The sequence below is a fragment of the Micromonospora sp. NPDC005163 genome, assembly GCF_053599835.1.
Genome location: NZ_JBSFYP010000011.1, coordinates 102,382 through 126,048, shown reverse-complemented (window position 1 = coordinate 126,048; position 23,667 = coordinate 102,382). Strand labels below are relative to the sequence as shown.

Annotated in this window: 26 protein-coding genes; 13 read left to right on the top strand and 13 right to left on the bottom strand. The window is 73.0% G+C overall.

The features are described 5' to 3' along the window. Position 1: 1 nt before the first annotated feature. A complete protein-coding gene (locus ACWD6N_RS11075; RefSeq protein WP_354964096.1) occupies positions 2-484 on the bottom strand; it encodes a MarR family winged helix-turn-helix transcriptional regulator in 483 nt (160 codons plus the stop codon). A 158-nt stretch (positions 485-642) separates the two neighbouring features. Here ACWD6N_RS11075 and ACWD6N_RS11070 point away from each other — a divergent pair, with 158 nt between their 5' ends. After that, positions 643-1,176: a GNAT family N-acetyltransferase gene (locus ACWD6N_RS11070; RefSeq protein WP_354964097.1), complete on the top strand. Its 534-nt coding sequence runs from the start codon at positions 643-645 to the stop codon at positions 1,174-1,176. A gap of 19 nt (positions 1,177-1,195) precedes the next feature. On the opposite strand, the gene ACWD6N_RS11065 is transcribed toward ACWD6N_RS11070, so the two are convergent. Continuing rightward, positions 1,196-1,681 carry an FBP domain-containing protein gene (locus tag ACWD6N_RS11065; protein ID WP_387325830.1) on the bottom strand — a complete coding sequence of 162 codons (486 nt, stop codon included), beginning with the start codon at positions 1,679-1,681 and terminating at the stop codon, positions 1,196-1,198. A 60-nt stretch (positions 1,682-1,741) separates the two neighbouring features. Between ACWD6N_RS11065 and ACWD6N_RS11060 the strand changes: the two genes are divergently transcribed. Both ACWD6N_RS11060 and ACWD6N_RS11055 read left to right on the top strand, forming a co-directional pair. Next, entirely contained in the window at positions 1,742-2,338 is a 597-nt protein-coding gene (locus tag ACWD6N_RS11060; RefSeq protein WP_387325827.1) for a TetR/AcrR family transcriptional regulator, read from the top strand. Positions 2,339-2,366: 28 nt separating this feature from the next. After that, entirely contained in the window at positions 2,367-2,954 is a 588-nt protein-coding gene (locus tag ACWD6N_RS11055) for a DUF1684 domain-containing protein (RefSeq protein ID WP_354964100.1), read from the top strand. A gap of 44 nt (positions 2,955-2,998) precedes the next feature. On the opposite strand, the gene ACWD6N_RS11050 is transcribed toward ACWD6N_RS11055, so the two are convergent. Further along, positions 2,999-3,586, bottom strand: a complete 588-nt coding sequence (locus tag ACWD6N_RS11050) for a general stress protein (protein ID WP_387325824.1) — start codon at positions 3,584-3,586, stop codon at positions 2,999-3,001. Positions 3,587-3,708: 122 nt separating this feature from the next. On the opposite strand from ACWD6N_RS11050, the gene ACWD6N_RS11045 reads away from it, so the two are divergent. From ACWD6N_RS11045 to ACWD6N_RS11035, 3 genes are all read left to right on the top strand, one after another. Continuing rightward, the gene (locus tag ACWD6N_RS11045) at positions 3,709-5,538 is read left to right on the top strand and encodes a glycoside hydrolase family 15 protein (protein ID WP_387325821.1); all 1,830 of its coding nucleotides are present in this window, start codon (positions 3,709-3,711) and stop codon (positions 5,536-5,538) included. A gap of 23 nt (positions 5,539-5,561) precedes the next feature. Further along, on the top strand, positions 5,562-6,062 hold the full coding sequence (locus ACWD6N_RS11040; RefSeq protein WP_354964103.1) for a metallophosphoesterase family protein: 501 nt from the start codon (positions 5,562-5,564) through the stop codon (positions 6,060-6,062). A gap of 148 nt (positions 6,063-6,210) precedes the next feature. Next, on the top strand, positions 6,211-7,146 hold the full coding sequence (locus ACWD6N_RS11035) for an NAD(P)/FAD-dependent oxidoreductase (RefSeq protein WP_387325900.1): 936 nt from the start codon (positions 6,211-6,213) through the stop codon (positions 7,144-7,146). Between the two features lie 45 nt (positions 7,147-7,191). Here ACWD6N_RS11035 and ACWD6N_RS11030 read toward each other — a convergent pair whose 3' ends face one another. Beyond that, positions 7,192-8,475 carry a cation:proton antiporter domain-containing protein gene (locus ACWD6N_RS11030; protein ID WP_387325818.1) on the bottom strand — a complete coding sequence of 428 codons (1,284 nt, stop codon included), beginning with the start codon at positions 8,473-8,475 and terminating at the stop codon, positions 7,192-7,194. 171 nt (positions 8,476-8,646) lie between these two features. Here ACWD6N_RS11030 and ACWD6N_RS11025 point away from each other — a divergent pair, with 171 nt between their 5' ends. Together ACWD6N_RS11025 and ACWD6N_RS11020 are read left to right on the top strand one after the other, a co-directional pair. After that, positions 8,647-9,222, top strand: coding sequence for an IS607 family transposase (locus ACWD6N_RS11025; protein WP_354964106.1), 576 nt, complete (start codon positions 8,647-8,649; stop codon positions 9,220-9,222). Beyond that, a complete protein-coding gene (locus ACWD6N_RS11020) occupies positions 9,215-10,831 on the top strand; it encodes a hypothetical protein (RefSeq protein WP_354964107.1) in 1,617 nt (538 codons plus the stop codon). The genes ACWD6N_RS11025 and ACWD6N_RS11020 overlap by 8 nt, the downstream gene beginning before the upstream one ends. 10 nt (positions 10,832-10,841) lie before the next feature. Here the strand turns inward: ACWD6N_RS11020 and ACWD6N_RS11015 are convergent, their stop codons facing one another. Beyond that, entirely contained in the window at positions 10,842-11,519 is a 678-nt protein-coding gene (locus tag ACWD6N_RS11015; RefSeq protein WP_354964108.1) for an HAD family hydrolase, read from the bottom strand. Positions 11,520-11,583: 64 nt separating this feature from the next. Next, positions 11,584-13,719 (bottom strand): ATP-binding SpoIIE family protein phosphatase, encoded by a 2,136-nt coding sequence (locus ACWD6N_RS11010; RefSeq protein WP_450004678.1) that lies wholly within the window; start codon positions 13,717-13,719, stop codon positions 11,584-11,586. A 197-nt stretch (positions 13,720-13,916) separates the two neighbouring features. Here ACWD6N_RS11010 and ACWD6N_RS11005 point away from each other — a divergent pair, with 197 nt between their 5' ends. Next, positions 13,917-14,729, top strand: coding sequence for a mechanosensitive ion channel family protein (locus ACWD6N_RS11005; protein WP_089016725.1), 813 nt, complete (start codon positions 13,917-13,919; stop codon positions 14,727-14,729). Between the two features lie 135 nt (positions 14,730-14,864). Here ACWD6N_RS11005 and ACWD6N_RS11000 read toward each other — a convergent pair whose 3' ends face one another. Beyond that, the gene (locus tag ACWD6N_RS11000) at positions 14,865-15,218 is read right to left on the bottom strand and encodes a DUF6401 family natural product biosynthesis protein (RefSeq protein WP_354964110.1); all 354 of its coding nucleotides are present in this window, start codon (positions 15,216-15,218) and stop codon (positions 14,865-14,867) included. A 162-nt stretch (positions 15,219-15,380) separates the two neighbouring features. Here ACWD6N_RS11000 and ACWD6N_RS10995 point away from each other — a divergent pair, with 162 nt between their 5' ends. Then, positions 15,381-15,830 (top strand): hypothetical protein, encoded by a 450-nt coding sequence (locus ACWD6N_RS10995; RefSeq protein ID WP_354964111.1) that lies wholly within the window; start codon positions 15,381-15,383, stop codon positions 15,828-15,830. Here ACWD6N_RS10995 and ACWD6N_RS10990 read toward each other — a convergent pair. Beyond that, a complete protein-coding gene (locus ACWD6N_RS10990) occupies positions 15,827-16,036 on the bottom strand; it encodes a hypothetical protein (protein ID WP_354964112.1) in 210 nt (69 codons plus the stop codon). The genes ACWD6N_RS10995 and ACWD6N_RS10990 overlap by 4 nt on opposite strands. Positions 16,037-16,194: 158 nt before the next feature. Here ACWD6N_RS10990 and ACWD6N_RS10985 point away from each other — a divergent pair, with 158 nt between their 5' ends. Beyond that, complete coding sequence (locus tag ACWD6N_RS10985; RefSeq protein ID WP_387325809.1) at positions 16,195-17,535, top strand: MFS transporter; 1,341 nt, start codon at positions 16,195-16,197, stop codon at positions 17,533-17,535. On the opposite strand, the gene ACWD6N_RS10980 is transcribed toward ACWD6N_RS10985, so the two are convergent. The 4 genes from ACWD6N_RS10980 to ACWD6N_RS10965 form a co-directional block, all read right to left on the bottom strand. Beyond that, on the bottom strand, positions 17,490-17,747 hold the full coding sequence (locus ACWD6N_RS10980) for a hypothetical protein (RefSeq protein ID WP_354964114.1): 258 nt from the start codon (positions 17,745-17,747) through the stop codon (positions 17,490-17,492). The genes ACWD6N_RS10985 and ACWD6N_RS10980 overlap by 46 nt on opposite strands. Before the next feature lie 108 nt (positions 17,748-17,855). Beyond that, positions 17,856-18,317 (bottom strand): SRPBCC family protein, encoded by a 462-nt coding sequence (locus ACWD6N_RS10975; RefSeq protein ID WP_354964115.1) that lies wholly within the window; start codon positions 18,315-18,317, stop codon positions 17,856-17,858. Positions 18,318-18,366: 49 nt separating this feature from the next. Beyond that, positions 18,367-18,783: a DUF2795 domain-containing protein gene (locus ACWD6N_RS10970; protein WP_354964116.1), complete on the bottom strand. Its 417-nt coding sequence runs from the start codon at positions 18,781-18,783 to the stop codon at positions 18,367-18,369. A 45-nt stretch (positions 18,784-18,828) separates the two neighbouring features. Next, positions 18,829-19,863, bottom strand: a complete 1,035-nt coding sequence (locus ACWD6N_RS10965; RefSeq protein ID WP_450004677.1) for a YihY/virulence factor BrkB family protein — start codon at positions 19,861-19,863, stop codon at positions 18,829-18,831. Between the two features lie 179 nt (positions 19,864-20,042). On the opposite strand from ACWD6N_RS10965, the gene ACWD6N_RS10960 reads away from it, so the two are divergent. Further along, positions 20,043-20,444 carry a ChaB family protein gene (locus ACWD6N_RS10960; RefSeq protein ID WP_354964331.1) on the top strand — a complete coding sequence of 134 codons (402 nt, stop codon included), beginning with the start codon at positions 20,043-20,045 and terminating at the stop codon, positions 20,442-20,444. A gap of 87 nt (positions 20,445-20,531) precedes the next feature. Here the strand turns inward: ACWD6N_RS10960 and ACWD6N_RS10955 are convergent, their stop codons facing one another. After that, positions 20,532-21,965 carry an aldehyde dehydrogenase family protein gene (locus ACWD6N_RS10955; protein ID WP_354964118.1) on the bottom strand — a complete coding sequence of 478 codons (1,434 nt, stop codon included), beginning with the start codon at positions 21,963-21,965 and terminating at the stop codon, positions 20,532-20,534. Between the two features lie 72 nt (positions 21,966-22,037). On the opposite strand from ACWD6N_RS10955, the gene ACWD6N_RS10950 reads away from it, so the two are divergent. Beyond that, a complete protein-coding gene (locus ACWD6N_RS10950; protein ID WP_387325804.1) occupies positions 22,038-23,645 on the top strand; it encodes a phytoene desaturase family protein in 1,608 nt (535 codons plus the stop codon). Positions 23,646-23,667 lie beyond the last annotated feature (22 nt).

The following is a 23,667-nucleotide window of genomic DNA, read 5'->3' as shown; positions in this document are numbered from 1 at the left end:
CCTAGTTCGTGGCGTGGGTGGTCGACGTGGCCCGGGCCGCCCGTAGGCGGTCGCCGAGCCGGCCGAAGACCCGGGTGAGGCAGGCGACCTCGGCGTCGTCGAGGTCGTCCATCAGGTGGGTGCGCACCGACGCCAGATGGTGCGGCGCGGCTTCCCGTAGAGCGAGCAGCCCGGCGGCGGTGAGCACCGCCTCGCTGCCCCGTCGGTCGTCCGGGCAGGGCTCCTTGCTGACCAGGCCGCGGCGTTGCATTGAGGAGATCTGGTACGTCAACCGGCTGGGTGAGAAGACGAGTCGGCCGGCCAGCTCACCCATCCGCAGCCGCTGCCCCGGTGCCTCGGAGAGCAGGACCAGCACGTGGTAGTCGGCGAAGCTGAGATCGCTGTCGGCCCGAAGGTCGTCTTCCAGCTGGGTGTAGAGGCGCTGGCTGGCCTCGATGTAGGCGCGCCAGGCGGCCTCTCGGGTGCTGTCCAGGCTCTCTGTCACGTCCACGACGATAGCACTCTTTCAAAATTTAACTAGTGCCCTTGAGCGTCGTCTGGATCACGTCCACGCCGCCCTGGTACAGCGCTCGTACAGCTTTGAAAGGAGTCGTCGGTGGTCCGGCGGTGGAGCCGGCGGGTGATGTGCCAGACTCCGCCCTCGTGGAACACGTGGAGCTCACCGCCGCCGACCTGTTGCTGCGCCCGTGGCGGGACGCGGACGCCCCCTCGGTGCGCGACGCCCTGCGCGACCCGGCCATCGCCCAATGGAACCCACACCGCGGCGGCCCGATCGACGACGAGGCCGCCCTGTCGTGGGTACGCCACCGGGCCGACTGGTCCGGCGGCGACCACGCCTCGATGGCGGTAACGGCCGCGGTCGGCGGGGAACTGCTGGGCTCGGTGTCCGTGTACCACATCCACCACGGCGACGCGTCCATCGGCTACTGGACGGTGCCGGCGGCGCGCGGGCGCGGGGTGGCGGTGCGGGCGGTCGTCCGGCTCACCGACTGGGCGTTCGCCGACCTCGGGCTGCACCGGGTGGAGCTGTGCCACGCGGTGGCCAACCAGGCGTCCTGCCGGGTCGCCCACCGGGCCGGCTACCTCGCGGAAGGGACGCTGCGCGAGTCGTACCGGTACGGCGACGGCCGCCGCCACGACGAGCACCTGCACGCCCGCCTGTCCACCGACCGATAGGCCCTCGGTGGACGGCGGCTCACTCGATCACCCTCCGCAGGAACGCGCCGAGGGTGGTCGTCGTGCGGTCGATCTTCTCCTCCAGGGTGATCGTCTCGTCCAGGCGGCGCCCGGCGTCCTTCTTGCCCCGCAGGTAGTACGAGCAGGCCAGGTCGGAGCAGATGTAAACGCCGACGGAGTTGCCCTGCCGCCCGTCCCGGCCTGCTCTGCGGGCCGTCATCAGCGCGACGCCGTACCCGGTGTGCGTGGTCAGGCACAGCGAGCACATGCTGCGCCGGGCGCGCCCGGTGTGCGGGGCCACCCGCAACGCCACCCCGACCAACCCGCTGTCGGACTCGGCGACCAGGTAGGCCCGCTGCGGGGCGGCGCCGTCCCGCCACCCGAAGAAGTCGAGGTCGTCCCACGGTCGCACTTCGAGATCGTTCGGTACGGCCAGCCGCTTCGCCTCGCCCTGGGTGCAGTTGACGAAGGACGCGCGGATGGCGCGCTCAGTTATCGCTAGCATAGGTAGTAGCCTAGCTCTCCTAGGCAAGCAAATAACACGACTAGGTTGGGAGTGTGCGGCATGGCACGTGCGGGGGTGACCGCCGAGCGTCTGACCCTGGCCGCGGCCGAGCTGGCCGACGAGATCGGCATGGAGAACGTGACCGTCGCCGCGCTCGCCCGGCGCTTCGGCGTCAAGGACGCGAGCCTGTACTTCCACATCAGGAACGCACACGACCTGCGGGTAAGGGTGGCGCTGCTGGCGCTCGCGGAACTTGCCGACCGGGTCGCCGCCGCCCTCGCCGGCCGCGCGGGCAAGGACGCGTTGGTGGCCTTCGCCAACGCGTACCGGGACTACGCGACGCGGCACCCGGGCCGGTACGCCGCGATGCAGATCGACCTCGACCCGGAGACGGCCGCCGCGAGCGCCGGCGTCCGGCACGCGGAGATGACGCGAGCGATCCTGCGTGGCTACCGGCTCTCCGAACCCGACCAGACCGACGCGGTACGGATGATGCACAGCACGTTCCACGGATTCGTGAGCCTGGAGAAGACCGGCGGCTTCCGGCACACCCCCCGGACGACGGACGCCTCCTGGGCTCGAACGCTGGACGCTCTCGACGCGGTCCTCAGCAACTGGCCGTTCACGGGGAGCACCGGTGCGGAGACCGCTCGGTGACGGACGGCGACCGCCTAGGCTCGACGGCGTGGACGAACTGGAGCTGGCCGACTGGCGGGAACGGATAGCCCGGCTGTACCTGTCCGACGTCGACCTGGCCGGGTTCCGCGCCGGCCGTGATCAGCTCTTCGCCACCCACCCGCAGAGCCCGATCCCGGCGGCGGAGCGACCCGGCTTCACCGGAGTGCGCTACTTTCCGCCCAACCCGGCCGCCGTGGTGGAAGCACCCCTGCGCCCGGCCAGCGGCGAGCTGCGGATCGACACCGGCGGCCCGGACGGGGTGGTCGCGTACCGGCGGGTCGCGGTCGCGCAGACGTCGTGGGGGCCGCTGACCCTGTGGTGGATCGAGGCGTACGGGGGCGGGCTGTTCGTGCCGCTGCGCGACGGGACCTGCGGACAGGACACCTACGGCGGAGGTCGGTACCTCACCGACACGGTGAAGGGCACCTTCGGCCGGGGCGTCGAGCTGCTGCCCGGCGACCGGGTCCGGCTGGACGCCAACTATCTCTACAACCCGAGCTGCGCGTACGACGACCGCTGGGCGTGTCCGTTGGCGCCGCCCGAGAACCGGCTCGACGTGCCGCTGCGGGCCGGCGAGCTGGCGTACCACGACTGAACGGCCGCCCCGGCGTGCTGCCGGGACGGCCGTTCGAACCGCTCTCAGCCGGCGTCCGTCGCCGAACCGGACATCTGCATCCGACCCAGCAGCTGCCGGGCCTGGTCGGCGAGCTGCGCGTCGACGATCACCGCGTACTGGCCGGCGCGGAGCGAACTGGCCGAGGTGAAGTCCCGCTGCCCGCCGGTCATCGCGTGCGCGACCGCGCCGAACACCGCACCCCAGATCGCGCCGATGACCAGCCCGACCAGGATCACCGCCAGCCAGTTGCCCACGGTGAAGATGCCGAACAGCAGGCCGATGAAGAGCCCGAACCAGGCGCCGGTGCCGGCGCCGAGCAGGGCGGACCGACCGGTGGTCATCCGCCCGAGCACCGTCTCCACCAGCGTGAGGTTGGTCCCGACGATCGCACTGTGCTCCACCGGGAAGCGGTTGTCGGCGAGATAGTCGACCAACCGCTGTGCGGCCGGATAGTCCGGATACGAGCCGATCGTCACGGTGGGCGGGCCGGTCTCCGGTCCGTGCCCGTCACCGGACGGTGCCGACGGACGGCCGGCCGGGCCGGACGGCAGCAGATCGCCACCCTGTGTGCCGGGCCGCCACGCGGCGGCCGGCCCCGAAGCTGACGTCATGAGCATCCTCCCTCGTCAAGTCGTCCGGGTTCCCGCCCGCGCCGGCCGGTAACGCCAGCAACCAGGGTGGATGCCGTGCCGCCCGCCAGGAATGCGCCTGGATGCCCCGGGTAGGTAACCGGGTGCGGAGCGGACAGATCAGCGACCACGGCTTCCTCGCCGACGGCCGCAGCGCGGCGCTGGTGGACCGCTCGGGCTCGGTGAACTGGTGGTGCCCGGGCCGGTTCGACGCGCCGTCGGTGTTCGGGCGACTGCTCGACGACGACGCCGGGCACTGGTCGATCCGGCCGGAGGGCGATTTCAGCGTCGATCGCTGCTACCTCGACGACACCCTGGTGCTGCGGACCGTCTTCCGCACCGGGCAGGGGGAGGTGGCGCTGACCGACGCGCTCGCCTTCGAGCCCGGGGCGCGCGGCCACGACATCGGGATGTGCTCGCCGCAGGTGCTGGTCCGCAGCGTGCGGGGCCTCTCCGGCGAGGTCCCGATGCGGGTGCACTACCGGCCACGCTTCGAGTACGGGCGGACCACCGCGTTCCTCGTGGAGCGGGGCGGCATGCTGGATGCCGTCGCCGGGGCGGCGCGGCTCACCCTGCGGGGAAGTGTGCCGCTGTGCTGTGGCGAGGGCGAGGCCACCGGCACCTTCACCGCCCGCGCCGGTTCGATCCACAACTTCACGCTCGGGTACGCCCCGACCTACGACGCGCCGGCGCCGGAGGTGCCGGACGCCGATCGGACGATCACCGACACGGCCGCCGGGTGGCGGTCCTGGGTCGAACAGCACGAATACCGGGGGTGTTACTCCGAACAGGTGCGACGCAGCGCGCTGGTGGTGCAGGGCATGACGTACCGGCCCAGCGGAGCCGTGGTGGCCGCGGCGACCACCTCGCTGCCGGAGAAGCTCGGCGGAAACCGGAACTACGACTACCGCTACGTCTGGGTGCGCGACTTCAGTCTCACCCTGCGGGCGCTGTGGCGCTCGGCCTGCTTCCACGAGGTGCAGCGGCAGTTCTCCTGGGTGAGCCGGGCGATGGGCCGGATCGGCGACGAACCGGTGCCGATCATGTACGGGGTGCAGGGGGAGCGGGACCTCACCGAGCACCGCCTGGAGCACCTCGCCGGGTACCGCGGCAGCCCGCCGGTGCTCATCGGCAACGACGCGTGGCGGCAGCGGCAGACCGACATCTTCGGCGAGGCGCTGGACGCCGCCTGGCTGATGCGCGACAAGTTGGAGCCGATGGAGCCGGACGTGCGCAACGTGCTGCGGGTGCTCGCCGACCAGGCCGTGGTGGACTGGCGGAAACCGGACGCGGGCATGTGGGAGGAGCGCGGGATCGAACACCACCACGTGTCCTCGAAGGTGCAGTGCTGGGTCGCGCTGGACCGCGCGGTCCGCTTCGGTGACGAGCTCGGTGGACCGGAGGACGTGGAACGCTGGGCGGCCGCCCGCGACGAGGTGCGCGCGACGGTACTGGAGCAGGGGTGGAGCGACCGGCTCGGTGCGTACAGCGGGAGTTTCGGATCCGACGACCTGGACGCCTCGGTGCTGGTGATGCCACTGGTGGGTTTCCTGGCGGCCGACGACCCACGGATGCGCGCGACGGTCCGAGCGGTGGAGCGGCGGTTGTCCCACGACGGCCTGCTGCGACGCTGGGACGGCGACCCGGCGGGCTTCGTCATCTGCTCGTTCTGGCTGGTGGGCTGCCTGGCGATGGGAGGGGAACTGGACCGGGCGCACGGGTTGTTCCGCCGGCTGGCCGGGCGGGTCAACGACCTCGGCCTGTTCGCCGAGCAGATCGACCCGCTGACCGGCGAGCAGATGGGCAACTTCCCCCAGGCGTTCTCGCACATCGGCCTGATCAACGCCGCCGGTCAGCTCACGGACGTCGAACGGGACCCGGCGCTGCGGCATCGCGGCGTGCCACCGCCGCACTTCACCCCGACGCGGTCCTGAGCGGGCTGGGGGACAATGCCGGGATGCGGCTGGTGCTCACGGCGGACACCCACCTACCGAAGCGGGCCCGGGATCTGCCCGGGCCGCTCTGGCAGGCGATCGAGGCGGCGGACGTGGTGCTGCACGCCGGCGACTGGGTGGACGAGTCGCTGCTCGACGCGATGACCGCGCGCTCCCGTCGGCTGATCGGGGTGTACGGCAACAACGACGGCCCGGCGCTGCGCGCCCGGCTGCCGGAGGTGGCCCGGGCTGACCTCGACGGCCTGCGGGTGGCCGTGGTGCACGAGACCGGCCCCCGGGCCGGCCGCGAGCAGCGCTGCGCGGCCCGCTTCCCCGACGTCGATTTGCTCCTCTTCGGGCATTCGCACATCCCCTGGGACACCGAAGCCCCCGGTGGCCTACGCCTGCTCAACCCCGGCTCACCCACCGACCGCCGCGCCCAGCCCCACGCCACCTATCTCACGGCCGAGGTGGACGCCGGCCGCCTGACCCGGGTCGAGCTGCACCGGCTGCCCCGCCGCTGACCCCGGTCGCGCTTGGTTGCTGCGGTCCGTCAGCGTCATCACCCTCTCTTCGAACAAGCGTGCCAATACCCGGATCTTCGCGCGTTCATGCCTGCTCGGCGCGTCCGCCGGCACCTACGATCACCCGATGAGCGTGGACCGGTCAGGTGTGGTGGTGGTCGGAGCGGGCATCGCCGGGGTGGCCTGCGCCGTGGAGCTGGCCGCGGCCGGGGTGCCGGTGCAGGTCCGGGAGCGGGGGCACGTCCGCGGCGGCCGGATGGCCAGCAAACGCTTCGACGGCCGCCCCGCCGACATCGGCGCCGCCTACTTCACCGCCAGCGACCCCGACTTCGCCGCGCTGGTCGAGCAGTGGCGCGCCGCCGGCCTGGTCCGCGAATGGACCGACACCTTCCAGGCGTACGACCAGGACGGGCGCCGCGACGTGCCCGGGCCGATGCGCTTCGCCGCGCCGCGCGGACTGCGTTCACTGGTCGAACACCTGGCCGGCGCGGTGCCGGTGACCGTCGACCGGTTGGTGCTCACCGTGGAACCCGGGCCGGTCGTGGACGGGCAGCCGTGCGCGGCGGTCGCCCTGGCCATGCCGGGCCCGCAGGCCGCCCTGCTGCTCGACCCGGCCCTGGCCGACGCCACCCGCGTCGCGCAGGCGCAGCGCTGGTCGCCCTCGCTGGCCGCGGTGCTGCGCTTCCCGACCCGGCGCTGGCCGGACTTCCGGGGCGCGTTCGTCAACGACCACCCGGTGCTCAGCCTGGTCTGCGACGACGGCGACCGGCGGGGCGACGGCGCCCCGGTGCTGGTCGCGCACACCGTGCCGGAGTTCGCCGCCGGGCACCTCGCCCAGCCCACCGGAGCCGGCCCGGTGATCGAGCATGCGGTCCGGGACCTGCTGGGGTTGCCCGAGGTGGCGGCCGACGTGCACGTGCACCGATGGACGTACGCGAAGCCCACCACCGCCGGGGGCGGCACCCATCACCTGGACGCCGACGGGATCGGCCTGGCCGGCGACGCGTTCGGCAAGCCCCGGGTGCAGAGCGCCTGGCGCTCCGGTCGGGACCTCGGCCGTGCCCTGGCGGCCCGCCTCAGCTGAGGACGCCGACCGCCGGCTGGCCGCCGGTTTCCGATGGGCCGGGGCTCAGGCGTGGCCGGCGACGCGCTGGGCGGGCACGCCTCGTTCGGCCGGGTCGCTGGTCCGTGCGCCCTTACGGTCCAGCAACTGCATGACCGGGGTCGCCGCGACGCCGTGCACCACCACGGAGACGAGCACCACCAGCCCGACCGTGGCCCAGAGCAGCTCCGCCTGCGGGAAGTCCGCCTTCGTGGTCGCGTACGCCAGGTAGTAGAACGAGCCCACACCGCGGATGCCGAACAACGAGATGACCCAATGCTCGGCCGGCCGGCCCGGCGCGCCCCGCAGCGACAACCAGCCGACCAGCGGCCGGACCAAGAACACCAGCGCCACCCCGACGGCCGCAGCCGGCCAGGTCAGCGGAGCGAGCAGGCCCCCGACGATGGCGCCGCCGAGCAGCAGCAGCAGCACCAGGGTGAGCAGCCGTTCGATCTGCTCCGCGAAGTCGTGCAGCACCGAGTGGAACTCGTGGGTCCGCTCGGCGGCCCGGATCGCGCGGGCGGCCACGAACACCGCCAGGAACCCGTACCCGCCGACCACCTCCACCAGCCCGTACGCCAGGAAGGTGGCGGCCAACGCCAGGAAACCCTCGGCGTGCCGGGCCAGCCGCAGATGGCTGGGCGCCCGGAAGAACAGCTTGCCGAGCAACCAACCGATGAGCAGGCCGCCGCCGACCCCGACGCCGACCTTCCAGAGCACATCGACGGTGAACCAGTCGACCAGCCAGTCCCGCGGCGCGAGGCTGGTCGAGGCGATGGCCGCGTAGACGAACGGGAACGCCAGCCCGTCGTTGAGGCCCGCCTCGGAGGTCAACGCGAAACGGACCTCATCCTCGGAGTCCTCCACGTCGGTCGGCTCGCCGACCTGCACGTCGGCCGCGAGCACCGGGTCGGTCGGGGCCAGGGCGGCGCCCAGCAGCAGCGCGCCGGCCGGCACCAGCCCGGCCCACCACCAGCCGAGCAGCGCCACCGCCGCGATGCACAGCGGCATCGCGATGACCAGCAGGCGCCACGTGGACGACCACTTCGCCCAGCTCAACGGTCGGTCGATCTTGAGCCCGGCGCCCATCAGGGCGACGATCACCCCGATCTCGGTCAGGTGGGTGGTCAGCTCGGGGTGGGCCAGCGGGTCCGGTGTGGGCAGTCCGACCGGCAGCAGGAAGACCAGCATCCCCAGGGCGAGGAAGGCGATCGGCATGGACAGCGGCCGCCGCTCCAGCACCCGGGGCAGGATCCCTGCGAGCAGGGCGCCCAGGCCCACCAGCGCGAACGCCACGTCTACCGGCTCCACCGTGCCACCCTCCGACCGTGCCCACGGGTTGCGGGCAGGTGGTGACACACCATGCCCCGCGAGTCGTACGGGTAAGCCTCCGCGACGAGCCGAACAGGAGGGTCGCGACCTGTTGGCCGCCGAGCGTGCATGAGTGTGCACGGGGTGACTATAGTTGCGTATGATGCTCCTGTGAATCTGACGGAGTGGGCACGTGCGCAGGGGATCAGTCCCCACACGGCGTATCGCTGGTTCCGTCAGGGCACCTTGCCGGTCCCGGCTCAGCGGGTTGGCCCCCGCATGATTTTGGTGAATGTGGACGCCAACAGCGCGCCGGCCTCCACGGGTGGCCTGGGTCTGTACGCCCGGGTCTCGTCCCACGATCAGAAGACCGATCTGGAGCGCCAGGTTGCCCGACTGTCGGGGTGGGCGGCCAAGGCCGGCCACCGGGTGGTGCGTGTGGAGTCCGAGATCGGCTCGGGCATGAACGGCGCCCGGTCGAAGGCCCGGCGTCTGCTGGCCGACCCGGACGTGAGCACTGTCGTGGTTGAACATAAGGATCGGCTGGGTCGCATGAACGTCGAACTGGTCGAGGCCGCGCTGGCCGCCCACGGTCGCCGGCTGGTGGTGCTGGACGAGGGCGAGGTCGATAACGACCTGGTCCGCGACATGGTTGAGGTGCTGACGTCGTTTTGTGCTCGCCTGTACGGGCGCAGGTCGGCCCGCAATCGGGCCAGGAAGGCGCTGGAGGCCGCCGAACATGGCTGACCTCCGCTCGATCGACGAGCCGTTCGTCGCCCTCGGCCCGACCGGGGTCGCCATCCGCGACCGCCTCAAAGGTCTCACGGCGCGAGACGAGGAGATCCTGCGCCTGGTGGGTGCACACCTGGGCTCGCTCGCGGCGAAGGACCTCAAGGTTCGGTGTGCCGACCGGCTGGAGCACTCCACGCACGCGTGGGCGGCGCGTAAGCGCGACCTGACGCCTGGCTCGTCGGCCCGGTGGGCAGGGGCGATCACCAAGGCCACGCACGACCAGTGGGCGCTGGCCCGCAGGTGCCAGCTAGTACACATCGGTAACCTCGAAGCTGGGGTCGCGATGATTCGACATCGGCTGTCCCTGCCGGTCGGCCAGCGCGGCACCAAGGGCGTACCGGGCGGCTACCGCAGTCGGCAGGAGTGGTTCGCCAAGAGTCGCCGTCTGCACGTGCTGATGGAGCGGCTGGAGCGGGAGCGGGCCGACCGTGAGGCCGGGGTCGTGCATGTGATGCGCGGCGGGAAGCGGCTCGCCCGCAACCGCCACAACCTGGCCCAGGCTGGACTGACCGGGGCGCAGTGGCGCGACCGCTGGGAAGCGCAGCGCTGGTTCCTTCAGGCCGACGGGGAGTCGGGTAAGCGGTACGGCAACGAGACGATCCGCGTCACCCCCGGCGGCGAAGCGTCGATCAGACTGCCCGCACCGCTGGCCGGACTGGCGAACGCCCCCCACGGCCGGTATGTCCTCGCGGCGAAGGCGCGGTTCCCACATCGGGGCCAGGAGTGGGTCGACCGTATCGAGACCAACCGGGCGGTCGCCTACCGTATCCACCACGACGCGCGGCGCGGACGCTGGTACATCACCGCGTCCTGGCAGTACGCGCCCACCAAGACGGTCCCGCTGCAGGCCGCCCTCGCCGACGGCGCGATCGGGGTGGATACCAATGCCGATCACATCGCCGCCTGGCGGCTCGACGTTCACGGCAATCCAGTCGGCAACCCACGCCGGTTCCACTACGACCTGTCCGGCACCGCCGAGCACCGTGACGCCCAGCTGCGTCACGCCCTGACTCGGCTGCTGAACTGGGTGAAGGTCTGCGGCGTGAAAGCTGTCGCCATCGAGGACCTGAACTTCGAAGCGGAGAAGACCCGGGAGAAGCACGGCCGCCGCAAACGGTTCCGCAGTCTCATATCCGGGATGCCTGTCAGTAAGCTGCGCGCCCGGCTCACGTCGATGGCCGAGGCGCCCGGCATTGCGATCGTCGCGGTCGACCCCGCATACACCTCCAAGTGGGGCGCCCAGCACTGGCAGAAGCCCCTAACCAGCAGAACCCGCACCGCAACTCGCCACGACGCCGCCGCCGTGGCGATCGGACGACGCGCCCAGGGTCACCCGATCCGGCGTCGGACGGCACCGCCCCCAGCTCACCAGAGTGATGGGCAGGGGCATCGGACCGTCCAGGCCGGACCGGGTGACCCTGAGCGCGAGGGAACCCGCCCCCGTAACTTCGGACCGCGGACACGATCCGTGCGCGCCGGATACGGGGCGAACGCGGGAGACCAGCGTGCCCAACACCGTTCGGGACACGCGGCTGAAAACACGCAACTCGTGCTCAGTCCCTAGGAACGGTTCCTCAGCGCGGGCGGGTGACCGGCGAATCGTCCAACGTGGCCAGCAGCGCGGCCGGGTCGTCGTACACCGCCACCGCGCCGGCGCCGGCCAGCTCGCCCCGGCTGGTGCCGCCGCAGGTCAACCCGACGCACGGGATGTCCAGCTTGCCGGCCGCCGCGACGTCCCAGACGGAGTCGCCGACGAAGACCAACCGCTCGGCGGCCAACTCGGACTGCTGAAGCGCGGCGACCAGGATGTCCGGGGCCGGTTTGCTCTGCTGGGCGTCCGCCGACGAGGTGACCGTGTCGACCACGTCGTCGGCGTTCAGCGCGCGGCGCAGCGCGCTGACCTCGTGTTCCGCGGCGGAGGTGGCCAGCACCACCCGCAGACCCCGCTCGGCGCAGGCCCGCAGCAGGTCCGCCGCCCCGGGCAGCGGCGTCAGCCGTTCCCAGTACTCGGCGTACAGGGTGTCGTGCGCGTCGCGCAGCTTCGCGTCGGCGTCGCGGTCCCGCTCCGGGCCGAGCAGGTGGTCGAGGAGCTTGTCCGAACCCATCCCGATCGACCGGTGCACGGTCGCCATCGGCACCGGCTGGTCGGACTGGCGCAGCGCCTCCCACCAGCTCACGGTGTGCAGATAGTTGGTGTCGACGAGCGTGCCATCGACGTCGAAGAGGACCCCGGCGGGTCGGTCGGTGCGCATGGGCGTCCTCCTACCCGTTCGGTGGCCGGCTGACCCTCCGGCCCTGGCGCGTTCGACCCGGGTCTCAGTGACCCTCGGTCGGCGGGACGAGGATCTCGAACCAGACCGTGGAGCCGCGGACCGAGGGGTCGGTGCCCCAGGCGTCGCTGAGCTGCTCGATCAGGCCGAGCCCTCGCCCGCGACTGCTCAACGTGTCGGTGCGGGCCCGGGTCACGGTGCCCCGGGTGCCGGAGTCGGCGACCGAGACCAGCAGCCGCTCGGGGCTGAGGTCGATCTCCACCCGGGCGGCGGTGCCGGCGTGCAGCAGCGCGTTGGTGGTCAGCTCGCTGGTGCACAGGACCGCCGCGCCGATCACCGCCTCGGGCACCTGCCACTCGGCGAGCTGGCCGGTCATCCAGTGCCGGACGCGGCTGGGGGCGGTCGGCTCCGCCGGCACTTCCATGCTCGCCGAGCGGCTCGGCTTGAGCGCGTGCTCGACCGCCAGCACGGCCACGTCGTCCTCGGTGCCGCCGGGGACCGCGGCGGTGGCCACGGCGCAGAGCGCACGGGGGTCGCTGCCGCCGGCCTTGGCGACCGCGTCGCCGAGCGCGTCCAGCCCGACGGTGAGGCTCTGCCTGCGGCGCTCCACCACACCGTCGCTGAACAGCAGCAGGGTGTCGCCGGGGCGGAACGCGACGGTGGTGGTGGCCGGCCGGCCGCCGAGCCCGAGCGGGGGGCCGATCGGCATCTCCACGTACTCCGCGTGTGAGCGACCGTCCGGGGTGCAGCGGCGGATCAACGGCGCCGGGTGCCCGGCGCTGGCCAGCGTGAACTCGCGCCGATCGGCGTCGACCACCCCGAACACCACGGTGACGAACAGTTCGTGCGTGCCGGCCTCCGCGCCGAGGCTGGTCACCAGCCGGTCCAGCCCGGCCAGCACCGCGTCCGGCGTCGGGTCGGCCAGGGCCAGCGCGCGCAGCGCCGCCCGGACCTGTCCCATCCGTGCGGCGGCCTGTACGTCGTGCCCCGCGACGTCGCCCAGCACGACACCGAGCCCGCCGGTGGGCAGCAGGAACGCGTCGTAGAAGTCCCCGCCGGCCGCGTTGCCGTCCACGCCCGGGTCGTAGCGGGCCGCGATCCGCAGCCGGGGCAGGTCCGGCAGGTTCGCCGGCAGCATGCTGCGTTGCAGCAACTGGGCGGTGCCGTGCTGAGTCTCGAACCGTCGGGCCCGCTCCGCCGCCTGGCCGATCAACTCGGCCGAGGCGGCCAGCAGCGCCCGCTCGGCGGCCGACCAGGTGTGCGGCACCTGGTAGCCGACCGCCAGCCCGCCGCGGACCACCGAGGTGCCCAGCGGCACCGCGGCCAGCGAGCGGATCTTCTGGTCGTGGCGGTCCACCGCGGTCTCCCGCAGCGGCTGCCCGTCCCGGGTGAACGACGGACCGCCGGAGCGGGCCGCCTCCACCACCGGGGTCGACCAGTCCGCCGGGATGCGCCGCCAGAGCGGTGGCAGGCGCTCGTCGGCCTCGTCCATCAATTCACCGCGCACCCGGCGCACCATCCGCCATCCGCCGCCGCCCTCATCGACCGCGAACGCGATCTGGTCGGCGTCGAAGGTGGTGATCGCGTAGCGCAGCGCCACCCGGGCCACGTCGTCGAGGGTGAGGGTGCCGGCGAGCGCGGCGGCGACCTCGCTGAGGCTCTGCAGCTGCCTGGTGACGGGGGTGGTTTCGGCGGCGACCGGCAGCATCCCGACGATCTGTCCGGTGCTGTCGCGGACCGGGGAGTAGCTCCGGGTGAAGACGGCCTGCTCGGCGACGCCGGAGCGGCCACGGACCATCGGGAGGGCGCTCTCCTTCTCCAGGAACGGCACGCCCTGCCGGTAGGCGTGCTCGATCACCTCGCCGACACCGGGCAGCGCCCAGATCTCGGCGTACACCTCGGCGGAGGGGCGGCCGAGGGCCGTGGGGTGCTTACTGCCCAGCAGTTCGGCGTACCCGTCGTTGTAGAGCAGGACGAGGTCGTCGCCGTACGCCAGCGCCATCGGCATCGGGGAGGCGAGGATCAGATCGACCACGGCCCGGATCGCCGGGTCCCACCGCTCGGGCGGGCCGAGCGAGGTGCCGGCCCAGTCATGGCCGAGCACGGCGGCAGCGCCCGGTCCGGTGGATGCCCCCGGCACCGGAGTTGCTGGCGTGGGAACTCGCCCGACCGTTCCTGGCATGTTCGCAGCCTAGCCGGCTGCCGGAGAGCCGCATCCGATCATGGCCGCGGGTCGTGGCGAGCGCCGACGCGGTGCCTGTTCGAGCAGTTCACAGCCCTGTCCGGCGACTTGTCGGAAAAAACGTGGCGACCCGCGCGGACTGCCGCACCGGTGGCCGGGTATGCGCCCGACGCAGTCCATGCGACAGGAGGGACATCATGCTGAAAACCCTCGCGGTCGGGCAGGCCGACATCGGTGACGCCATCGCCGACACCTGGAGGTCGGTGCTGCTCTTCATCCCGAAGGCCGTGGCCTTCATCGTGATCCTCGTGGTCGGCTGGCTCATCGCCAGAGCGGTCCTGAAGATCGTGGACACGGTGCTGGAACGGGTGCGCTTCGACGAGGCGGTCGAACGCGGCGGCATCAAACGGGCACTGGAGAGAACGAAGTACGACGCGAGCGACATCCTCGCCAGACTGGCGTACTACGCGGTACTGCTGTTCACGCTGCAGTTCGCGTTCGGAGTCTGGGGACCCAACGCGATCAGTGACCTGATCAGCGGCGTGGTGGCCTGGCTGCCGCGCGCATTCGTGGCGATCGTCATCGTGGTGGTGGCGGCCGCGATCGCGAACGCCGTCCGGGATCTGGTCACCGGGGCGCTGGGCGGGCTCTCGTACGGCAAGGTCCTGGCCGACCTGACGGCGATCTTCATCATCGCGCTCGGCGTGATCGCCGCGCTGAACCAGGTGGGTATCGCCACCACGGTCACCACGCCGGTGCTGATCGCCGTGCTCGCCACGGTCGCCGGCATCCTGATCATCGGTGTCGGTGGTGGCCTGGTGCGGCCCATGCAGAACCGGTGGGAGGGCTGGCTGAACCGGGCGGCCGAGGAAGCTCGGGCGGTGCAGGAGAACCGGCGGGCGACCACGGCCGGTCGCGGTGACATGGAGCGGCAGATGGCCGACCGTGCGGGCGACCGCACCCAGGCCATGCCGCAGGTCGAGGAGCAGGCGACGCAGTACCGCCCGTAGCGGGGTAGAGCAGCACGCGGTCGATGGGAGGGTGTTCCGCGCACGGCGCGGGCGCCCTCCCCGCGCGCTACCGGTCGGTGCCCGCTGCTGCGGCCGGTCGACCCTGCGGCGGCGGCCCGCCCGTTCGGCAGATCGTCAGGTTCGGTCCAGCGCGCGAGCCAGGGCGCAGACCGCGACCAGCCGGGTGAGCGGCCACTCCGGCTCGCTCCAGTCCACCGGGCCGCTCGGCGGCACCCACCCGTGCTCGTCGGCGGCGGCGCGGACCCCCTCCGCGTAGCCGGCGAGCGCCGCGGCCGTCAACGGGCGGCGGTCCCCGTCGAGGCTGTCCCGCACGGCGGCGGCGTGCTGGTCGACCAGCGCCAGCAGCCCGGGGCGCGCGGCGGCGGCGGCGAGCCCGGCGGTGCCCACGGAGACGGTGAGAGCGGCCAGGGTGGACCGCGCCGAGTCGACGGCGGTACGGGAGGCGACCCGGTTGAACGGCACACGCATGGTGACCGAGGCTAACCGACCGGTGACCGGGCCGACCTCGGCCGCTCGGCGGGTGTCGGCTGCGCCACCGGCCGACTCGGGCTGACCGCGAGGGTTGATCCGGCACAGACGGGGCAGCAGGAGAACCACGGCACACGGCGGCACAGAGCACCGGAGGAACGGATGGGACAGCAGGCGGACGGGCCGGACGAGCAACATCGCCGGCCGGCCGGGGTGAGCGACGCGACGGTCGCCGCGCTCGGCAAGCTCAGCGAGGCGCTGGAGTGCGTCGAGCGGGCCCGGGGGCACCTGTACTCGCTGCACCAGCTGATCGGGCACGCCGACCTGATGCTCGACGACGCGGTGCAGCAGTTCCGCGCCGCCGGGCATCCGCGGCTCGCCGACCGGATCGACACCGAGCTGCTGGGCCGCAACGTCATCGCCGGCCGGTGGACGTTCCAGATCGTCGAGGACTTCGACGACGGCTACCACGCGCTGTTCCGGGAGCTGGACCGGCAGGCCCGCGAGGAGCTGGTGGGCGGGCGGCGCCACCTCTACGAGGCGGAGATGAAGGAGCGACGCCGCAGCCGGGGCCGGCCAGGGCACGAGGCCCGGCCGGGCAGCGAAGGCTAGTCCCCGGCCGTGTCCGCCGGTCGGCGCCGCGCCGCGTCGTCGGCGATGATCACGGTGGCCACCATCAGCGCGACGCAGAGGCTGAACAGCCAGGACTCGTCGGAGACGAGCCAGGCGGAGACCGGTGCCTGCAGTGCGGCGAGCAGAAAGCCGAGCCAGGCGAGTCGGCGCTGACGCGTGGAGAGGATTCCGGAGCCTTGATGCATCCCGAAAGTCTTGCGCGATCCGGTCGGCTTGCCGTCGTCCGATCGGCCGATTCTGGATGAGCTGTCCGTTTTCTCGACCGTCCGGGCACCACTTCTTGTCACCGCGGGCGACCGGCCGGAGCTGGCGGTAAGGTGCGGCTGCGGCAGGATGATGTTCCGTGTCCACCGCACCTGCGCCACCCCGCGCCTCGCTGCTCCTGCTGGCCTATCTCGCCTTCGTCAGTCTCGGCCTGCCCGACAGCCTGCTCGGCGTCGGCTGGCCCTCGATCAGCGCCGACTTCGGCGTACCGACCGAGGCGGTCGGTCTGCTGCTCACCGCGGGCACCGTCGGCTACCTGACCTCCAGCGTGCTGGCCGGGTTCACGCTGGCCCGGGTCGGGGTGGGCGCGCTGCTCGCCGGTAGCACCCTGCTGTCGAGCCTGGCGCTGACCGGGTACGCCACGAGCCCCGGGCTGGCCGTGCTGGTGGGCTGCGCGCTGGTGCTCGGTCTGGGCTCCGGCGCGATCGATTCCGGGCTCAACGCGTACGCCGCCGGGGCCTTCGGTCCGCGCCACATGAACTGGATGCACGCCTTCTTCGGGCTGGGGGTGGCGATCGGCCCGCTGATCATGACGGCGGTGCTGAGCGCGGGGCTGGCCTGGCGGTGGGGGTACGGCATCGTGGCCGCCGCCCAGCTCGCCCTCGCCACCGCGTTCGCCCTCACCGTGCGGGCCTGGCGGCGCCGCGTCCCGGGCCCCACCGAGCCGGGTGCCGCGCCCGCCCCGCCAGCCGTGAAGGTCCCGATCCGGGCCACGCTGCGGCTGCCCGCGGTCTGGTCGGGGGCGCTCGCCTTCGCGCTGTACGTGGCCATCGAGGTGTCCGCCGGGCTGTGGGCGTTCCTGCTCCTGACCGAGGGGCGCGGGCTGAGCGCCGTGGTGGCCGGTGGCTGCGTCTCCGCGTACTGGGGCAGTCTCTTCGTCGGCCGGGTGGTGCAGGGCGTGGTGGCCGAGCGGCTGGGGGCCTGGTTGGTGCTGCGCGGCAGCCTGGCCGGGATGGCGGCGGGTGCGGTGCTGATCGCCGTACCCGGGCCGGGCGCGTTGGCCGTGCTCGGTCTGGTCGTGGTCGGTTTCGCCGCCGCGCCGGTGTTCCCGCTGCTCACCCTCACCACCGCCGACCGGGTCGGTGCGGCGCACGCGGACCAGGCCATCGGGCTCCAGATCGGCGCGGCCGGCCTGGGCGCCGCGTTCGTTCCGGCCGCGCTCGGCGTGCTGATCGGCAACGTGTCGGTGCAGGTGCTCGGCCCAGCCCTGCTGGTGCTAGCGCTGGCCCTGATCGTGCTCTACGAGTTGGGCGCCGGCCGGCCCGGCCCGGAGCGGCCGGTGCCCGCCGTGGCCGGGCCGGATCAGCCCACGTCGCCCGCTCCGGCCGGAACCGGTACGGCGGCCGGTGCAGCCGGTGAGGCCAGTGGGGCTGGTCAGCCGGTGTCCGGTCCGGTCCTGCCGGTGGTGGAGGGGCGGTAGGCGCGGTCCGGGTCGGTCGGCTCCCGGCCGGCGCCCCTGGCCTGACCGCCGCGGTCCGCTGCCGCCGGCCCGTGCCCGAACGCGGCCTCCTCGCCGGCGTCGTTGCCGGTCACGTCGTCGGCCTGCCCGTCGATGCTGGAGCCCGCCACGGCCCGTTCCAGTTCCTCCAGCGGAATCCGTTCCTCGTCGCGCCACACCCTGTCGTCGGTCATGCCTTCAGCGGTACCCGGGCGCGATGATCGCAAACGGATGGTGCTTGGTCCGAGACACGGCGATGGCCGCCGGGGACTCCGGCGGCCATCGGATATCGGTGCTGGGGATCACGGCTGCGGGCGGTCCACCCTGCCGCGCCAGGCGCCGGTCTCCTGACCGCGCCGCTCGATGTAGGTCTTGAACCGTTCCAGGTCGCCCTTGGCCCGCCGGTCGACGATGCCGAGCTTGTCACCGGCCTGCTCGACCACCCCGTGCGGCTCGAACTCGAGCTGGAGGGTGACCCGGGTCTTGTCCTCGTCCAGCCGGTGGAAGGTCACCACGCCGGCCTGCTGGGTGCCGCCGGTGGAACGCCAGGCGACCCGCTCGTCCGGCAGTTGCTCGGTGATCTCCGCGTCGAACTCGCGCTTCACCCCGGCGATGTCCACCGTCCAGTGGGTCATCGTCTCGGAGAGCTGCCGGACCTCCTGCACACCCTCCATGAACTCGGGGAACTCCTCGAACTGCGTCCACTGGTCGTACGCGGTGCGAACGGGGACTGACACGTCGACATGTTCGGTAACGCCACTCATCAGAAATCCTCCTTCGGCCGCCGGTCGTACGGATCGGGGGACGATCCGGTCACCAGCGGGTTGTCTCGTTCTTGTTGCCGAGCGCGGCCCACACCTCGGAGACCGTCTGGTAGCGGGTGCCGTCGGGCAGCCGCTCCAGCGCGGCCACGATGTCGTCCGGCGCGTCGTTGTCGCGCGCGTTGGCGACCAGCGTTTCCCGGTCGCCGGGCAGGGCGCTCATCGTGATGAACCGGCCCAGCCGGCTGCGCTGTTCGACGTCCTCGGAGCTCATCCCCTGCGGGGAGCCGGTGCGCAGTTCACCGGCCGGGGCGGTGGTCGCCTCGGGCTGGTCCTCGCCGGCCGGTTCCGGCACGCGGGACTCGTCGACCCGAGAGCCGCCGGTCCCCGGCCCCTGCACGAGGCCGCTGACCTCCTGGCTCATCTGCTCGTCGATTCTCGGTCCGTGCTTGCTGTTGCCACGCTCCATGCCTTCTGCGCTACCCGGCACCCCGGCCGGTAAACCGGCACCGGGTCACGAACGGGCCCTCGGGCCGGCCCCGGATCGGACACGAGGCCCGGTACGGCGCTCAGGACTCGGCCGGCTTCCGCGGGGCAGCACCGGCTCGTCCGGGTCCGGGTCGCCGGCCTGCAACCGCCGACCACGTTGCACCTCGGCGTTGATCTGCACGCCCAGCATCAGGGCCGAGTTGGACAGGTAGAGCCAGACCAGGAACGCGATGGCCGCTCCCAGGCTGCCGTAGGTGGCGTCGTACGAGCCGAAGTTGGCGACGTAGAGGCCGAAGCCGAGGGAGGCCACCGCCCAGGCGAACAGGGCCACCGCGCCGCCCGGGGTGAGCCAGCGGAACCGGGGCTGCCGCACGTTCGGGGCGATCCAGAACAGCAGTGACAGCAGCACCATCATGATCAGGGCGAGCACCGGCCACTTCGCCACGCTCCACACCGTGCGGGCCAGGCCACCGGCGTTGATCAGGTCGCCGACCGCGTCGGTGACCGGACCGCTGACGATCAGCCCGAGGGCGACCACCGCGAGCAGCACCAGCGTGATCGCGGCCAGGCCGATCTGCAACGGCCGCAGCCTCCAGACCGGCCGGCCCTCGGTCACGCCGTAGATGGCGTTGGAGGCGCGGGTGAACGCGCCGATGAAGCCCGACGCGGACCAGAGCGCGCCGAGCAGGCCGAAGCTCAGCAGCACCTTGGCGTTGCTCTGCTCGACCACCACGGCCCGGATCACCCCGACCACGCCGTCGTCAGCCACGATCGACCCGGCGCCCATCTGCTTGGCCAGGTCGACCACCGTGTCCACGGTCCGCTCCCCGGTGGAGACCAGGCCGACCAGGGCCACCACCACGATGGCGGACGGAAAGAGCGCGAGCACGCCGTAGTAGGTCAGCGCGGCGGCCCAGTCGGAGCAGTTGTCGGTGACGAAGTTCTGCGCGCTACGGACCACCACCCCACGCCAGGTTCGCCAGCTCAGCTGCCGTATCCGCCGGGGTACCCGCGTGCCGAGTGTGCCGCCGAGCGTCGTACCGGGACCCGTGGTCGTCATGCCCGCTCCCTGCGCCCCGGCCGCCGGATGACCGGTCATCCGGTCGGGCCTGGCCCGGCCGGTACCCGCGCGGGGAAATCGACAAACCCGCCCTCCGTCGGCTGGCCGCCGCGTATGGTTTGCCGCCCCGTCACCGGGGAACGGTCATGGGTGATCCTGTCGACACGGAGGAGGACGAGATGCCCGGGCGCGAGGACCTGCCCAGCACGCTGCGACGCTCCCCGGACAAGGCGCAGCGCACCTGGGAGAAGACGCACGACTCGGCGGTGGAGACCTACGGCGAGGGGGAGCGGTCGCACCGCACCGCCTTCGCCGCGGTGAAGCACCAGTTCGAGAAGGTGGGCGACCACTGGGAACCGAAGGGCCGCAAGGGCCCGAGCGATCGCCAGGCGGCCGGCGGCGGGCCGGAACGGCGGGCTCCCACCGCGGGTGGGGTGGACGCCAACGCCAGCAAGGACCACCTGATGTCGGTGGCCCGCGAGCTGGACGTGGCCGGCCGGTCCAGCATGTCCAAGCCGGAGCTGGTCAAGGCGATCGAGAAGGCCAACGATCGGGCCACCCGCAAGGCCCGCGGCGACTGACCACCGCGACGCCGGTGCGCGGCCCGCACCGGAGGCACACGCATGCGGTACGGGCGGACGCGGCGACCCCGCGCCCGCCCGTGCCGTTCACCAGTGCCCGCCGCCCGGCGCCTCGATGTGCACGGCCTTCGTGGCGGTGAACTCGTCCAGCAGCTCCGGGCCGTACCCGAAGCCCTGCCCACTGGCCCGGCGCGGGTGCGCGGCGCCGCCCGGTGCGCCCCCGAACACGGAATTGATCTTCACGGTGCCCACCGGCAGCTCACGCCAGGCCCGCTGTGCGTGGCTCATCGACGCGGTCAGCACCGTGGCGGCCAGCCCGTACGGGGAATCCGCGGCGCAGCGCAGAGCCTCGTGGAACGAGTCGACCACCACCACCGGGGCGACCGGCCCGAACGTCTCATCCCGCACCAGCGGCATGTCGTGCCGGCAGTCGGCGACCACGGTGGCCGGATAGAACGCGCCCGGACCGTCCGGCAGCTCACCGCCGGTGCGCAGCCGCGCGCCCGCCGCCACCGCCGCGGTGACCTGACCGTGCACGTGGTCGCGGTGCCGCCGGTCGACCAGCGGACCCAGGTCGGTCCCCGGGTCGCGGCCCGGGCCCATCCGCAGCGCCTCGGCCCGCTCCACCAGCGCGGCCACGAACTCCTCGGCCACGTCCCGGTGCACGTAGATCCTCTCCACCGCGACGCAGATCTGCCCGGCATTGGCGAACGCGCCCCGCGCCGCCTGCTCCGCCGCCCAGATCGGGTCCACGTTGGCGTCGATCACCAGCGGGTCGCTGCCGCCGTTCTCCAGCAGCGCCTTCGCGCCGGTGCCGGCGCAGGCCGCGGCGATGGCCCGGCCGGTCGCCGTGGACCCGACGTGCGCCACCAGGTCCACCTCCTGGCCGGACAGCGCCGCGCCGACCTCGGGGCCGCCGGTGAGCAGGGACAGCACCCCGGCCGGCAGGGCCTGGTCCAGCGCCCGGGCCAGCAGCCAGCCGGTCGCCGGGGTGCGCTCGCTGGGCTTGTAGAGCACCACGTTGCCGGTGACCAGGGCCGCGCCGAGCAGCCCGCAGGACACCGCCACCGGGTCGTTCCACGGGGTGATCGCGGCCACCACGCCACGCGGCTGCGGGGTCATGAAGTCCAGCGCGTCCGCTACGCCGTGCAGCGTCCGCCCGCCGCGCAGCGGGGCCAGCTCGGCGTACTGTCGCAGGGTGCCAATGCCCGCCTCGACACCGCCGCGGGCATCCGCCAGTGGCTTGCCCATCTCCGCGGTGACCGCCGCGGCCAGGTCCTCGGTCACCGCCGCCACCGCGTCCGCGGCCCGGTGCACCGCCGCCGCCCGCGCGGCCGGGGCGGTCGCCGCCCACTCCGCCGCCGCTTCGCGCGCCGCCCCCACCGCCTTGGCGACCTCATCGGCCGTCGCCACCGGCACCGAGCTGACCGGCGAACCGTCCGCCGGGTCATGGACGACCAGCTCACCACCACCGCCGCCGGCGCCCCACACCCCGCCTATCAACTGCGCAACCGTGTACATGCGGCGCTGGATGCCCCGGCCCCGGCGAGGCAAACGCGTTTCGCCCGGTTCCACGCCGGGTAGGCGGATCGGATGACCACCACCGGCGCGGAGAGCGCGGACGCCGTCGTCGTCGGCGCCGGCCACAACGGCCTGGTAGCGGCCAACCTGCTGGCGGACGCCGGATGGGACGTCGTGGTGCTGGAGGCGACCGCCGTGCCCGGCGGCGCGGTCCGCTCCGCCGAGGTGACCGCGCCCGGCTACCTCAGCGACCTCTACAGCTCCTTCTACCCCCTCGGGTACTCCTCGCCGGTGCTGGCGGGGCTCGACCTCGACCGGTACGGGCTGTCCTGGCGGCACTCGCCGGATGTGCTGGCGCACCTGCTGCCGGACGGCCGCGCCGCGGTGGTCAACCGGGACCCGGACGTCACCGCCGCCTCGCTGGAGCAGTTCGCGCCCGGCGACGGCAAGCGTTGGCTCAACGCGTACACCGACTGGCTCGACGTGGCCGAGCCGATGCTGACGACCATCACCGCGCCGTTCCCGCCGGTGCGGGGCGGGCTGGCTCTGCTGCGGCGGTTGCGGGTCGCAGGAGCGCTGCGGCTGGCCCGGCGGCTGGTGGTACCGGTCCGCAAGCTCGGCGACGAGCTCTTCGACGGCGACGGTGGGCCGGCGCTGCTCGCCGGCTGCGCCCTGCACACCGACCTGTCCCCGGAGGAGGCCGGCTCCGGGGTGTACGGCTGGCTGCTGGCCATGCTCGGTCAGCAGGTCGGCTGGCCGGTGCCCGACGGCGGCGCGCAGCAGATCACCAACGCGCTGGTGGCCCGGCTGCAGGAGCGGGGCGGCAGGATCGTCTACGGGGCCCGGGTCGACCGGGTGCTCACCGCCCGGGGCCGGGCGATGGGGGTACGCACGGAGGGCGGCCTCCTGTGGCGGGCCCGGCGAGCCGTGCTCGCGGACGTGCCCGCGCCGGCGCTCTACCTCGACCTGGTCGGCGCGGCCGCGCTGCCGTCGCGCCTGGTGGAGGACCTGGCGCACTTCCGGTGGGACGGCTCGACGCTGAAGGTCGACTGGGCGCTCAGCGCGCCGGTGCCGTGGACGAACCGGGAGGTGGCCGGCGCCGGCACCGTGCACCTGGGCGCGGACCTGGACGGGCTCACCCGGTACTCCGGTGAGCTGGCCCGCGGCGAGCTGCCGCGCGACCCGTTCCTGCTGCTCGGGCAGATGTCGGTGGCCGACCCCAGCCACTCCCCGCCGGGCACCGAGTCGCTCTGGTCGTACACCCACCTGCCGTTCCGCCGGGACTGGCGGGCCGAGGAGGTCGCCGGGCACGTCCAGCGGATGGAGGACGTGCTGGAGGCGGCCGCGCCGGGTTTCCGGCAGCTCATCGTCGGCCGGCACGTGGCCGGTCCGGCCGACCTGGAGAAGGGCAATCCGAGCCTGGTCGGCGGCACGCTCGGCGGTGGCACCGCCGCCGCGTACCAGCAGCTGTTCCTGCGCCCGATCCCCGGCCTGGGCCGGGCGGACACCCCGGTGGACCGGCTCTTTCTGGCCAGCTCGTCGGCGCATCCCGGCGGCGGGGTGCACGGCGCGCCCGGCGCGAACGCGGCCCGTGCGGCGCTCGCACGCGACCATGCGCTGACCGGCCGCGCCTACGCCGCCACCATCGCCACCGCGCACCGGGCCGTCTACCCCGACTGACCCGCCGCGCCCTGGCCGGCCC